This window comes from Pseudomonas sp. COR18, from assembly GCF_048568395.1.
GTDB lineage: Bacteria > Pseudomonadota > Gammaproteobacteria > Pseudomonadales > Pseudomonadaceae > Aquipseudomonas > Aquipseudomonas fuscovaginae_B.
Genome location: NZ_CP183808.1, coordinates 2,048,120 through 2,060,979 on the forward strand (window position 1 = coordinate 2,048,120; position 12,860 = coordinate 2,060,979).

Consider the following 12,860-nt stretch of genomic DNA (forward strand, 5'->3'; position numbering starts at 1 on the left):
TCGATTCATCCCATCAAAGGTAGGCCGCCATGTCCGAGACGCTGCTCAGTTCCCGCAATCTGGCTTTCGAGCTGTACGAAGTCCTCGATGCCGAAGGCCTGACCCGCCGCGAGCGGTTCGCCGAACATTCGCGGGAGACCTTCGACGCCGCCCTGGACACCGCCCGCACCATCGCCGAAAAGTTCTTCGCGCCGCACAACCGCAAGAACGATGAAAACGAACCGCGCTATGAAAATGGCGAAGCGATCCTGATCTCGGAAGTGAAGCCGGCGGTGGATGCGTTCCTCGAGGCCGGTTTCCTCAATGCCGCACGCAGCTTCGAGGCCGGCGGCATGCAACTGCCGACCCTGCTGTCCCAGGCCTGCTTCGCGCATTTCCAGTCGGCCAACGCCGCGTCAACCTCCTACCCGTTCCTGACCATGGGCGCGGCCAACCTGATCGAGAGCTTCGGCAGCGACGAACAGAAGCGCCGCTTCCTGCAGCCGATGATCGACGGCCGCTTCTTCGGCACCATGGCCCTGACCGAGCCCCACGCCGGCTCGTCGTTGGCCGATATCCGTACCCGCGCCGAACCTGCGACCGACGGTACCTACCGGCTCAAGGGCAACAAGATCTTCATTTCCGGCGGCGACCACCCCTTGTCGGAAAACATCGTGCACATGGTTCTGGCCAAGCTGCCGGATGCCCCACCCGGGGTGAAGGGTATCTCGCTGTTCATCGTGCCCAAGTTCCTGGTCAACGACGATGGCAGCCTCGGTGCGCGCAACGACGTGTTGCTGGCCGGGCTGTTCCACAAGATGGGCTGGCGCGGCACCACTTCCACGGCACTGAACTTCGGCGATAACGGCAATTGCGTGGGTTATCTGGTGGGCAAACCCCATCACGGCCTCAGCTACATGTTCCAGATGATGAACGAGGCGCGCATCGGCGTCGGCATGGGGGCGGTCATGCTCGGCTACGCCGGCTACCTGTACTCCCTGGAATATGCACGGGAGCGTCCGCAAGGCCGGCTGCCCGACAGCAAGGACCCGAACACCGCACCGGTGGCGATCATCCAGCACGCCGACGTCAAGCGCATGCTGCTGACCCAGAAGGCCTATGTCGAAGGCGCCTTCGACCTGGGCCTGTACGCCGCCCGGCTGTTCGACGACACCACCACCCTGGAATCGGAAGCCGATCGGCGACAGGCCCATGAACTGCTCGACCTGCTGACGCCGATCGTCAAATCCTGGCCGTCGGAGTTCTGCCTCAAAGCCAACGAACTGGCCATCCAGATCCTCGGCGGCCATGGCTACACCCGCGAGTACCCGGTGGAGCAGTACTACCGCGACAACCGCCTGAATCCGATCCACGAGGGCACCCATGGCATCCAGTCGCTGGACCTGCTCGGCCGCAAGCTGGCGCAGAACGGCGGCGCCGGCCTCAAGCAACTGATCCGCCTGATCGCCGACACCGGCCAGCGTGCCGCCGCGTACCCGGCGCTGGATGCGTTGCGCGAACCGCTGGAGCAACTGGTCGCCCGCCTGCAGGCAGTGACAATCGGCCTGCTCGGCGACCTGGCACAAGGCAAGGTCAACAGCGCCCTGGCCAACTCGGCGCTGTATCTCAAGGCTTTTGGCCACACGGTAATCGGCTGGCGCTGGCTGGAGCAGGCGGTGCGGGCCGAGGAAGGCCTGGCCAGCGGCAACGCCGCCGACCTCGCGTTCTACAAGGGCAAGCTGCAGGCGGCCCGCTACTTCCTGACCTGGGAGGTGCCAGGCTGCCATCATGAACTGGCGATTCTGCAGGCACGGGACGACACCTGCCTGTCGATGCACGAGGAGTGGTTCTAAAGCTTTTGACAGCGGTACATTTCAACAGGTTAGAATCGCTGGCACGCAGACTGCATGGTTCAGTCTGCGCACCCGCCTTTCCAGCTTTATGGAGTACTGCCTTTGAATGCGACGACCATCAACAGCCTGTTCTTGATCGGCGCGTTGCTGGTAGGCGCAAGTATCCTGGTCAGTTCCCTCTCCTCGCGCCTGGGCATCCCGATCCTGGTGATCATCCTCGCGGTGGGCATGACCGCCGGCGTTGACGGCGGCGGCATCATCTTCGACAACTACCCGACCGCCTACCTGGTGGGTAACCTGGCGCTCGCCGTGATCCTGCTCGATGGCGGCCTGCGCACGCGGGTGGCGAGCTTCCGCGTGGCGCTCTGGCCGGCGCTGTCGCTGGCGACGGTGGGCGTGCTGATCACCACCGGGCTGACCGGCATGGCCGCCGCCTGGCTGTTCGACCTGAACATCATCCAGGGCCTGCTGATCGGCGCCATCGTCGGCTCGACCGACGCCGCCGCGGTGTTCTCCCTGCTCGGCGGCAAGGGCCTCAACGAACGGGTGACCGCCAGCCTGGAAATCGAGTCGGGCAGTAACGACCCGATGGCGGTGTTCCTCACCGTGACCCTGATCGACATGCTCGCAAGCGGCCAGACCGGCCTGCACTGGAGCCTGCTCGGCCACCTGGTTCGTGAATTCGGCATCGGCGGCGTCATCGGCCTCGGCGGCGGCTGGCTGATGCTGCAACTGGTCAACCGCATCAACCTGGCCAACGGCCTGTACCCGATCCTGGTGATCGCTGGCGGCCTGGTGGTCTTCGCCCTGACCAACGCCCTGCACGGCAGTGGTTTCCTCGCCGTCTACCTGTGCGGCCTGGTGATCGGCAACCGCCCGGTGCGCAGCCGCCACGGCATCCTGCACATGCTCGACGGCATGGCCTGGCTGGCGCAGATCGGCATGTTCCTGGTGCTGGGCCTGCTGGTCACGCCGCACGACCTGCTGCCCATCGCCCTGCCGGCCCTGGGCTGGCGCTGTGGATGATCCTGTTCGCCCGGCCGCTGTCGGTGGTGGTCGGCCTGCTGCCGTTCCGCGCCTTCCATGGCCGGGAAAAGGCCTTTATCTCCTGGGTTGGCCTGCGCGGCGCGGTCCCGATCATTCTCGCGGTGTTCCCGCTGATGGCAGGCCTGCCCCATGCGCAGCTCTACTTCAACCTGGCGTTCTTCATCGTGCTGGTGTCGCTGCTGGTGCAGGGCACCAGCCTGCCGTGGGTGGCCAAGCTGCTCAAGGTCACCGTACCACCGGAGCCGGCCCCGATTTCCCGGGCCGCCCTGGAAGTGCACGTCACCAGCGAGTGGGAGCTGTTCGTCTATCGCCTCGGTGCGGAGAAATGGTGCATCGGTGCCGCCCTGCGCGAGCTGAAGATGCCCGAGGGCACACGCATCGCCGCCCTGTTCCGCGGCCAGCAACTGCTCCATCCGTCGGGTAGTACCACCCTGGAAGTCGGCGACCTGCTCTGCGTCATCGGCCACGAACACAACCTGCCGGCCCTCGGCAAGCTGTTCAGCCAGGCCCCGCAACGCGGCCTCGATCTGCGCTTCTTCGGCGACTTCGTCCTCGAGGGCGACGCCCAGTTGGGCGCGGTCGCGGCCCTGTATGGCCTGAAACTCGAAGGCGACGACCCGAATACCCCGCTGGGCAGCTTCATCGCCCACAAGGTCGGTGGCGCGCCCATCGTCGGCGACCAGGTGGAGTGGAACAACACCATCTGGACCGTGGCGGTCATGGACGGGAACAAGATCGGCAAAGTCGGCGTCAGATTCCCCGAAGGAAGTCGCCCAGGGCCGGGACTCTTCCTCTAAACTGCCCACTTCCCGACTTACCTGGCTCGATCGGTACCTATGTCCTTCTTGCGCTCTGTTTCTCTTGCCGCCCTGCTGGGCCTGAGTCTTTCCGTCGGCACGTTGCAGGCTGCCGAGCCGCCCACCAGCGAGTCGGTCCAGCAGAGCCTGGACAAGATCGCCGATCGCAAGCTGCCGGATGCCGATCAGAAAGCCCTGCAACAGGTGCTGCAACAGACCCTGAGCTGGCTGTCCAGTGCCGACGACTACACCAGGCGCCTGGCCGCAACCAAGCAGCAGGTGGCCGAAGCCCCGCGCCAGACCAGCGAGAACCAGCGCGAACTGGCTCGACTGAAAGCCACCCGGGTGATTCCGGTCGCCCAGCGCTATGCCGGCCAATCCGTACCGCAACTGGAGCAACTGCTGGCCGAGCGCACCACCCAGCAGGGTGAACTGCAAAAGGCCCTGGCCGACGCCAACAGCCTGATCATCACCGCCCAGACCCGCCCCGAACGGGCCCAGTCGGAAATCAGCAACAGCCAGACCCGCATCCAGCAGATCAACACCATCCTCAAGCTGGGCAAGGACAACGGCAAGACCCTCAGCACCGAACAACGCAACCAGTTGACCGCCGAGCTGGCGTCGATCAACGCGCTGATCCCGCTGCGCCGCCAGGAACTGGCGGGCAATAGCCAACTGCAGGACCTGGGCAACAGCCAGCACGACCTGCTGATGGAAAAGACCGCGCGCCTGGAACAGGAAATCCAGGACATGCAGACGCTGATCAACCAGAAGCGTCTGGCCCAGTCCCAGCAGACCGTCACCCAGCAGTCCATCGAAGCGCAGAAAGCCGGCGACAGCAGCCTGCTGGCGACCGAGAGCGCGACCAACCTGAGGCTCTCCGACTACCTGCTCAAGAGCACCGACCGTCTCAACGAACTGACCCAGCAGAACCTGCAGACCAAGCAGCAGCTCGACACCCTGACCCAGAGCGACCAGGCCCTGGACGAGCAGATCAACGTGCTCAAGGGCAGCCTGCTGCTGTCGAAGATTCTCTACAAGCAGAAACAGGCCCTGCCACGCCTGAAGGTCGACAAGAACCTGGCGGACGAGATTGCCGACATCCGCCTGTACCAGTTCGAGGTCAACCAGCAGCGTGAACTGCTCAGCAGTCCGTCCAGCTACGTGGAGAACCTGCTGGCGACCCAGCCGCCGGAGCAGGTCACCCCGCAGTTGCGCCGCACCCTGCTCGACCTGGCCGTGACCCGCAGCGACCTGCTGGAACGCCTGAACCGCGAACTGAGCGCGTTGCTCAACGAGTCCATCACCCTGCAACTGAACCAGAAACAGTTGCTCAGCACGGCCCAGAACCTGCGCGCGACCCTCGACGAGCAGATGTTCTGGATCCCGAGCAACAAACCGCTGGACCTGGAGTGGCTGGAAGGCGTGCCCAACCGCCTGCAGAAACAAGTCACCACGCTGCCCTGGCTGTCCAGCATCAGCGAACTGACTGACGGCCTGCTGCAACGCCCCCTGCTGTTCCTGCCGCTGCTGCTGGTGATCGGCGGGCTCCTGTGGAAGCGCAACTACCTCTACGGGCGGCTGAACAAGGTCCACAAGGACATCGGCCACTTCAAGCGCGACAGCCAGTGGCATACGCCGCTGGCAATCCTGGTCAACATCCTCTTGGCGATGCCGGTCACCCTGGCCCTGGCGCTGTGCGGCTACGCCCTGCAGATCGATGCCCGCGGCCAGAACGCCAACCTAGGCGCCGCGCTGCTGCAGATCTCCCAGGCCTGGCTGGTGTTCTACACCGCGTATCGGGTGCTGGCGCCCGGTGGTGTCGCCGAGCTGCATTTCCACTGGGAAAAACCCCAGGTCGAATTCCTCCAGGGCTGGGTACGGCGCCTGGGCTTCGTCGTGCTGGCCCTGGTGGCCGTGGTGGCCGTGGCCGAGCTGCAGCCGGCATCGCTGGCGGACGACGTGCTCGGCATCGGCGTGGTACTGACCTGCTATGCGCTGATGGCCTGGCTGCTCAGCCGCCTGCTGCTGGGCAGCCCGAACCACGGCAAGGCCTCGCTGTTCCGCAAACTGATCGGCGTACTCTTCACCGCCCTGCCCATCGCCCTGTTCGTCGCGGTCTGCTTCGGCTACTACTACACCGCGCTGAAACTCAGCGATCGACTGATCGACACCCTGTACCTGCTGATGTTCTGGCTGGTGATCGAGGCCACCTTCGTTCGCGGGCTGGCCGTGGCCGCCCGGCGCCTGGCCTACCAGCGAGCCCTGAGCAAACGCCAGGCGGCCAAGGAAGCGGGCGACGGCGAGGTGGTGGTCGAGGAACCGACCCTGGACATCGAACAGGTCAACCAGCAGTCCCTGCGCCTGATCCGCCTGGCCCTGCTCGGCGGCTTCGTCGCCGCGCTGTACTGGGTCTGGTCGGACCTGATCACGGTGTTCTCCTACCTGGACAACATCACCCTCTACGAATACACCAGCGGCACCGGCGCGGCCATGAGCATGGTGCCGATCACCCTCGGCAACCTGATCGGAGCACTGGCGATCGTCGGTATCACCCTGGCCCTGGCGCGCAACCTGCCCGGCCTGCTGGAAGTCCTGGTGCTGTCCAAGCTCGACCTGGCCCAAGGCAGCGCCTACGCCACCACCACGCTGCTGTCCTACATCATTGTCGGCATCGGTTTCGTCTCCACCCTGTCGACCCTCGGCGTGAGCTGGGACAAGTTGCAATGGCTGGTGGCGGCGCTCTCGGTGGGCCTGGGTTTCGGCATGCAGGAAATCTTCGCCAACTTCATCTCCGGCATCATGATCCTGTTCGAGCGTCCGGTCCGCATCGGCGACACCATCACCATCGGCACGCTGTCGGGTACGGTGAGCAAGATCCGCATCCGCGCCACCACCATCACCGACTTCGATCGCAAGGACATCATCGTCCCGAACAAGACCTTCATCACCGGGCAACTGATCAACTGGTCGCTGACCGACACTGTCACACGCGTGACCCTCAAGCTCGGCGTGGACTACGGCTCCGACCTGGACCGCGTGAAGGAACTGCTGCTCAAGGCCGCCCGCGACAACCCGCGGGTGCTCAAGGAACCCGAGCCTCACGTGTATTTCCTCAACTTCGGCGAAAGCACGCTGGATCATGAGCTACGCATGCACGTGCGCGACCTGGGCGACCGCAACCCGGTGATCGACGAGGTCAACCGCTTCATCAACCGCGAGTTCAAGAAGGAGCACATCAACATCTCCTTCCGGCAGATGGAGGTCTACCTCAAGAACCTGCATGGCCAGGAATACAAGTTGGTGCCAGTGGAAGACGAGGCCCCCACCCTGGTACCCGCCAAACCGGATCAAATCCCTCCCGCGGCCAAGCTCGACTAGCGCAAGCCGGCTAATCCCAGCAGAATGCCAGGACATTCTGCTGGAGATGGCCGTTGAAAGCCCTCGACGAACTGACCTTCGACAACCGCTTCGCCCGCCTGGGCGATGCCTTTTCCACCCATGTGCTGCCCGAGCCCATCGACAACCCGCGCCTGGTCGCGGCCAGCCCTGCGGCCATGGCGCTGCTCGACCTGGACCCGGCGAGCGCCGAAGAGGACGACTTCGCCCAGCTGTTCGGCGGCCACACGCTGTGGGCCGAGGCCGAGCCACGGGCGATGGTCTATTCGGGACACCAGTTCGGCTCCTACAACCCGCGCCTGGGCGATGGCCGCGGGCTGCTGCTCGGCGAGGTCAAAAACGCGGCCGGCGAACACTGGGACCTGCACCTCAAGGGTGCCGGACAGACCCCCTACTCACGCATGGGCGACGGCCGAGCGGTGCTGCGCTCGTCGATCCGCGAATTTCTCGCCTCCGAAGCCCTGCAGGCCCTGGGCATTCCCAGCAGCCGCGCACTGTGCGTGATCGGTTCGGATACCCCGGTCTGGCGCGAGCGGCAGGAGCGCGCGGCGATGGTCCTGCGCCTGGCGCCGAGCCATGTCCGCTTCGGCCACTTCGAGTACTTCTACTACACCCAGCAGACCGAGCAGCACAAACAGCTCGCCGAATACGTCTTGGCGCAGCACTTCCCCGAGTGCCTGACACAGCCGGAGCCATACCTGGCGATGTTCCGCGAAATCGTCGAGCGCAACGCTGAGCTGATCGCCAAATGGCAGGCCTATGGTTTCTGCCATGGCGTGATGAATACCGACAACATGTCGATCCTGGGCATCACCTTCGACTTCGGCCCCTTCGCCTTCCTCGATGATTTCGATGCCCACTTCATCTGCAACCACTCCGACGACCAGGGCCGCTACTCGTTCAGCAACCAGGTGCCGATCGGCCAGTGGAACCTCAGCGCGCTGGCGCAGGCACTGACGCCCTTCATCAGCGTCGAGGCCCTGCGCGAAGCCCTGGGGCTGTTCCTGCCACTGTACCAGGCGCATTACCTGGACCTGATGCGCCGCCGCCTCGGCCTGACCACCGCGGAGGATGGCGACCAGCAACTGGTGGAGGATTTGCTGCAGCGGATGCAGGTCGGCGGCGTCGACTACAGCCTGTTCTTCCGCCGCCTGGGCGACCAGCCGGCCCACCTGGCGGTGGCACGCCTGCGCGACGACTTCATCGACCTCAGGGGCTTCGATGCCTGGGCCGAACGCTACACCGCCCGTGTCGCCCGCGAGCCGGACCAGGATGAGGCTCGGCGCCAGGCACGCATGCACGCGGTCAACCCGCTGTACATCCTGCGCAACTACCTGGCGCAGCGGGCCATTGAGGCTGCGGAAAAAGGCGATTACACCGAAGTACGCCAGCTACACGCGGTACTGAGCCAACCGTTCGAGGAACAGCCAGGGATGGAGGTCTATGCCGAAAGGCCACCGGAATGGGGCAAGCATCTGGAAATCAGTTGCTCATCCTGAAGCACGAGGCCATACGGCTGGCTCAGATAAAGATCTGCTCCCGCACCCCAAAGCGCTCGGCCAGCCAGCGAATCTGGCGCAGGTTGAGCTGGCGCTTGCCGCTGAGGATCTCGGAGACCACCGATTGCGGTCCGACCCCGGGCAAATCGCTCTGCTTCAGGCCATGCTCGCGCATCATCTCCCGCAGCACATCGGCCCCGCTGGCCAGCGGCATGGGCCAGTGTTCCTTGTCATAAGCCTCGATGTAATCACTGATGATGTTCACCAGGCTCATGAGCGGATTCGATTCGTCTTCACCCACGATGCCCAGCAGCTCGTCGAGAGCCTCGACAAGAGCATCGTAATCGGCCTCGTTTTTTGGTTTGCGCAGCAGTGGTTCCACAAACGGCCAGTGCTCGGATGCCTGCTTGACGGCAGCGTTCATCGACACGTCTCCTTCCATTTACCCTTGTCATAGTCGCGGTGGTCCAGCACCTGCTTGATGTACGACTGCTGGGCACCGTAATGCACACCCGCCATCAGCCGCAGCTTGTTCCCACCGATATCAAACACATGCAGCCTGCCGACCTTGTCTGTCGCCGGAAATATCGCCTTGAGCGCTGAAAAATTTCCAGGACTGCTCCCTTTGATCCGCCTGTACCAGGCATCCAGCGCACTGGCAGCCTCAGGCCATTTCGCCCTGGCCTCGCGAATCCGCTTCTCGGTAATCACACGCATGCAACATCCTTATCGCACCTTGCTATAGAGACTAGCCGTCGCGTCAAACTATCGCAGTTTGCTATGAAAGAATCTGACCGATGGCGTACACCTTCAGGCTAGGTGCTCAACCAGAGACCCCGTGACTGAAAAGTGTGAGGGTATGCGACACCGGCGCAGCGCCTTGATAAAGCGCGCTCCAGCCTCCAGATAGGAACAGTGGCCAATCCTGCGGAGCCCATGCCCATGTCCGACCCCCTGATGATCCCCTGCCCCCACTGCAACGGCCTCAACCGCCTGCCTGCCGAACGCCTCGGCGACCAGCCGAAATGCGGGCGCTGCAAGGGCGAGGTGCTACTGAACAAGCCTTTCGACCTGAACCAGGGCGCCTACGCCAGCCAGGTCAAGGGCGACCTGCCGTTGCTGCTGGATGTCTGGGCGGATTGGTGCGGGCCGTGCAAGTCGTTTGCACCGGTGTTCGAACAGGCTGCCAGCCAGCTGGCCGGCAAGTGCCGGCTGGCCAAGCTCGACAGCGAGGCCAACCAGCACCTGTCGGCCCAACTGGGCATCCGCTCGATTCCCAGCCTGATCCTGTTCAGGAATGGCCGGGAAGTCGCGCGCCAGAGCGGGGCCTTTCCATTGCCGCAACTGCTGGCCTGGCTGCGCAGCCAGGGCATCGCGGCCTAGTGGCCTTACTGGGCCTTCTCTTCCAGCAGGTTGTGCAGTTCGACGAACTGCTGGGTCAGCTTGTGTCGCGGGTCGAAGTGAATCAGCGGTTTGCTGGCCTCATGGGACTCGCGCATCTTCACCGAACTGCCGAGGTACACCGGTAGCACCGGCAACCCGTCGGCGATCAGGCCGTCGAGCATCTGCTGCGGCAGGCTGGCCCTGGCCTGGAACTGGTTGACCACGATGCCCTCGACCTGCAGATCCTCGTTGTGGTCATCCTTCAACTCTTCGATCTCCGCCAGCAGGCCGTACAGCGCCTGGCGCGAGAAACTGTCGCAGTCGAAGGGAATCAATACGCGATCAGCGGCGATCAACGCTGAAACCGCGTAGAAATTCAGTGCCGGCGGAGTATCCAGGTAGATGCGATCGTAGTCCTCGGCCAATTCCTCCAGGAGTTTGCGCAGCTTGTTGATCTTGTGCTTGGCCTCGAGCTTGGGCTGCAGGTCGGCCAGTTCGGGGGTGGCGGTGATCACATGCAGGTTGTCGAACGGCGTCTCGTAGATATCCACCTGGTTCTTCTTCGAGAACGGCCCGGACGACAGGGTCTGCTTGAAGAAGTCGGCGATCCCCATGGGAATGTCCTCACCGGTCAGGCCGGTCAGGTACTGCGTGGAGTTGGCCTGGGCATCGAGGTCCACCAACAGGGTCCTATAACCTTCGCTGGCACTGACTGCCGCCAGGTTGCAGGCAATGCTCGACTTGCCGACCCCACCTTTCTGATTGAACACCACACGCCGCATGACAAGACCTCCGTGTATCAATGAATGACCGAGTGTAGAGGGCTTGGCTGTCGCTTCGCCACCTCGAGGAGACAAGAACCCCCTCGCGATAACCGATAACTCGGCGAACTCCGAAAGATTCCATTCAATCGAAGGAAACGGCCGACAGATGTCTCACCGAAAACATGAATAATAGCCATATGACATCTATTCGGTTGTCCGTCTGTAAATTTTATCGTGCAAAATGTAGCCAATTGTTTGCTACAAGCCCGCCACACCGGGATAATGCGCGCCACTCGGCCACAGCGCCACGCCAAGGTGGGTATCGCTCCAAGCATCCAGCCGCAGCGTTTCAAGGAAGCCCGCAGGGGCGGGAAGACACTCAGTGATCAACTTCAATATCGCTCAATGGCGCGCCTGGGCCCCGAGCCTCGAAAGCGTGTCCGACTGGCAGGCCTGGAGCCGCCAGCCCACGGTGCCAGCCGCGAGCGATGCGGCTCCCGATGTGTCGTTCCTGCCGGCCATGCAGCGCCGTCGTCTCAGCCGCCTGGCACGCATGGCGTTCAGCGTCGGCTGGCCACTGGCCGAGGGCCATGAGGCACTGCCCCTGGTATTCGTCTCCCGCCACGGCGAAACCCCGCGCACGCTGGAAATCCTCAGCGACCTGGCCGCCGACCAGCCGCTCTCGCCCACCCAGTTCAGCCTCTCGGTGCATAACGCCATTATCGGCCTGTGGTCGATCATGCGCGGTGAAACCAGCGAAATGACCGCCCTGGCCGCCAATGGCGACGGTCTCGAGCACGGCATGCTGGAAGCCGCGGCGCTGCTCGCCGAGGGCGCGCCGGCGGTGCTGCTGGTGATCACCGAGGAACAGCCGCCCGAGGCCTACAGCCGCTGGATCGACGACGTGCCGTTCCCCTATGCCGTCGGCCTGCTGCTGACACCGGGCGATGACTGGCAGTTGTCCCTCGGGCGCTGCGAGGACCAGGGCACTCGCGCCGAATGGCCCCATGCGCTGAACCTGGTACGAACCCTGCTCGGATCGCAAACCGCTTGCCAACACACATGGAAGACCCGTGCATGGAACTGGCAACGCCGAGCATGACTAGGCCACGCGACGCCTATTACTGGCGCCTGCTGGCCACCGCCATCAGCTTTGCCCTGTTCGGCCTGGGCGGCCTGTGCCTGCGCCTGGTGATCTTCCCCCTGCTCGCCTGCCTGCCCGGCGACGCGCAACGCCAGCGCGAGCGGGCCAGACGCACGGTGAGCCGGCTGTTCTGGCTGTTCATCCGCTTCATGGCCCGCAGCGGTGTGCTGACCTATGAGGTCGAAGGCGCGGATCGGCTCGGGCGTCCCGGCCAGATGATCATCGCCAACCACCCGTCGCTGATCGACGTGGTGTTCCTCATCGGCCTGGTGCGCAACGCCAACTGCGTGGTCAAGCAGAGCCTCTGGCAAAACCCGTTCACCCGCGGGCCGGTGCGCTCCACCGAATACATCAGCAACGACGGCAGCATGGAGATGCTCGATACCGCCGTCGGTGCCCTGCAGGGTGGCCAGACCCTGATCATCTTCCCCGAAGGCACCCGGACCTCGCCCGGCACGGCACCGGCCTTTCATCGCGGCGCCGCCGCAATCGCCCTGCGCGGTGCGAGAATCATCACCCCTGTGGTGATCGAGGTCAGCCCCACCACCCTGACCAAGGCCGAACCCTGGTATCGCATCCCGCACCGCCGGGTGCACTTCAGTTTTCGTGTCGGGGCCGATATAGACCCACAGACCTTCGCCAGCCAGGGCCCCGCGCCCCAGGCTTCGCGCAAGCTCAACGATTTTCTGCATCATTACTTCATTAAGGAGCTCGCCACAGATGAGCGATCCAACAAGCGCCCTGCACCTTGAAATCAAGGAGCTGATCATCGAAGCCCTCGGCCTCGAAGACATCAGCGCCCAGGACATCGGCAACGAGCAGACGCTGTTCGGCGAAGGCCTGGGCCTGGACTCGGTGGACGCCCTCGAACTCGGCCTGGCCATCCAGAAACGCTACGGCATCAAGATCGACGCCGACGCCAAGGACACCCGTGACCATTTTTCCAGCGTGGCCAGCCTTGCGGCTTTCGTCACGGCAAAACAGGCAGCGTGAGA

10 protein-coding genes and 1 pseudogene are annotated in these 12,860 nt (G+C 63.9%); 8 read left to right on the forward strand and 3 right to left on the reverse strand.

Features of this window, described 5'->3' with window-relative positions; all coding sequences use genetic code 11:
- Positions 1 to 29 precede the first annotated feature (29 nt).
- The 4 genes and pseudogenes from ACM62G_RS09455 to selO all read left to right on the forward strand — a co-directional run bounded on the left by ACM62G_RS09455 (position 30) and on the right by selO (position 8,574).
- Positions 30 to 1,832: an acyl-CoA dehydrogenase gene (locus ACM62G_RS09455; RefSeq protein WP_419737051.1), complete on the forward strand. Its 1,803-nt coding sequence runs from the start codon at positions 30 to 32 to the stop codon at positions 1,830 to 1,832.
- Between the two features lie 102 nt (positions 1,833 to 1,934).
- Positions 1,935 to 3,676: pseudogene (locus ACM62G_RS09460) on the forward strand (potassium/proton antiporter).
- A gap of 39 nt (positions 3,677 to 3,715) precedes the next feature.
- The gene (gene mscK, locus ACM62G_RS09465; protein ID WP_419737052.1) at positions 3,716 to 7,057 is read left to right on the forward strand and encodes a mechanosensitive channel MscK; all 3,342 of its coding nucleotides are present in this window, start codon (positions 3,716 to 3,718) and stop codon (positions 7,055 to 7,057) included.
- Between the two features lie 53 nt (positions 7,058 to 7,110).
- Positions 7,111 to 8,574: a protein adenylyltransferase SelO gene (gene selO / locus ACM62G_RS09470; RefSeq protein ID WP_419737053.1), complete on the forward strand. Its 1,464-nt coding sequence runs from the start codon at positions 7,111 to 7,113 to the stop codon at positions 8,572 to 8,574.
- A 22-nt stretch (positions 8,575 to 8,596) separates the two neighbouring features.
- On the opposite strand, the gene ACM62G_RS09475 is transcribed toward selO, so the two are convergent.
- Positions 8,597 to 8,998: a helix-turn-helix domain-containing protein gene (locus tag ACM62G_RS09475; RefSeq protein WP_273823181.1), complete on the reverse strand. Its 402-nt coding sequence runs from the start codon at positions 8,996 to 8,998 to the stop codon at positions 8,597 to 8,599.
- Positions 8,995 to 9,291, reverse strand: a complete 297-nt coding sequence (locus ACM62G_RS09480) for a type II toxin-antitoxin system HigB family toxin (RefSeq protein WP_419737054.1) — start codon at positions 9,289 to 9,291, stop codon at positions 8,995 to 8,997. Before ACM62G_RS09480 ends, ACM62G_RS09475 begins: the two co-directional genes overlap by 4 nt.
- Before the next feature lie 225 nt (positions 9,292 to 9,516).
- Here ACM62G_RS09480 and trxC point away from each other — a divergent pair, with 225 nt between their 5' ends.
- Positions 9,517 to 9,957 (forward strand): thioredoxin TrxC, encoded by a 441-nt coding sequence (trxC, locus tag ACM62G_RS09485; protein WP_419737055.1) that lies wholly within the window; start codon positions 9,517 to 9,519, stop codon positions 9,955 to 9,957.
- Positions 9,958 to 9,962: 5 nt separating this feature from the next.
- Here the strand turns inward: trxC and ACM62G_RS09490 are convergent, their stop codons facing one another.
- Positions 9,963 to 10,739 (reverse strand): ParA family protein, encoded by a 777-nt coding sequence (locus ACM62G_RS09490; RefSeq protein WP_054060676.1) that lies wholly within the window; start codon positions 10,737 to 10,739, stop codon positions 9,963 to 9,965.
- A gap of 364 nt (positions 10,740 to 11,103) precedes the next feature.
- Between ACM62G_RS09490 and ACM62G_RS09495 the strand changes: the two genes are divergently transcribed.
- From ACM62G_RS09495 to ACM62G_RS09505, 3 genes are read left to right on the forward strand one after another with little or no spacing between them, the layout of a single operon-like run.
- Complete coding sequence (locus ACM62G_RS09495; RefSeq protein WP_419737056.1) at positions 11,104 to 11,823, forward strand: beta-ketoacyl synthase chain length factor; 720 nt, start codon at positions 11,104 to 11,106, stop codon at positions 11,821 to 11,823.
- Complete coding sequence (locus ACM62G_RS09500) at positions 11,799 to 12,617, forward strand: lysophospholipid acyltransferase family protein (RefSeq protein ID WP_054060674.1); 819 nt, start codon at positions 11,799 to 11,801, stop codon at positions 12,615 to 12,617. Before ACM62G_RS09495 ends, ACM62G_RS09500 begins: the two co-directional genes overlap by 25 nt.
- Complete coding sequence (locus ACM62G_RS09505) at positions 12,586 to 12,858, forward strand: phosphopantetheine-binding protein (protein WP_017903727.1); 273 nt, start codon at positions 12,586 to 12,588, stop codon at positions 12,856 to 12,858. Before ACM62G_RS09500 ends, ACM62G_RS09505 begins: the two co-directional genes overlap by 32 nt.
- Positions 12,859 to 12,860 lie beyond the last annotated feature (2 nt).

What these genes read in the sequence shown, in the direction of transcription:
- ACM62G_RS09505 (WP_017903727.1), top strand. Translation starts at nt 12,586, where the DNA reads ATGAGCGATCCAACAAGCGCCCTGCACCTTGAAATCAAGGAGCTGATC.
- ACM62G_RS09490 (WP_054060676.1), bottom strand. Translation starts at nt 10,739, where the DNA reads ATGCGGCGTGTGGTGTTCAATCAGAAAGGTGGGGTCGGCAAGTCGAGC.
- trxC (WP_419737055.1), top strand. Translation starts at nt 9,517, where the DNA reads ATGTCCGACCCCCTGATGATCCCCTGCCCCCACTGCAACGGCCTCAAC.
- ACM62G_RS09455 (WP_419737051.1), top strand. Translation starts at nt 30, where the DNA reads ATGTCCGAGACGCTGCTCAGTTCCCGCAATCTGGCTTTCGAGCTGTAC.
- ACM62G_RS09500 (WP_054060674.1), top strand. Translation starts at nt 11,799, where the DNA reads ATGGAACTGGCAACGCCGAGCATGACTAGGCCACGCGACGCCTATTAC.
- mscK (WP_419737052.1), top strand. Translation starts at nt 3,716, where the DNA reads ATGTCCTTCTTGCGCTCTGTTTCTCTTGCCGCCCTGCTGGGCCTGAGT.
- ACM62G_RS09480 (WP_419737054.1), bottom strand. Translation starts at nt 9,291, where the DNA reads ATGCGTGTGATTACCGAGAAGCGGATTCGCGAGGCCAGGGCGAAATGG.
- ACM62G_RS09475 (WP_273823181.1), bottom strand. Translation starts at nt 8,998, where the DNA reads ATGAACGCTGCCGTCAAGCAGGCATCCGAGCACTGGCCGTTTGTGGAA.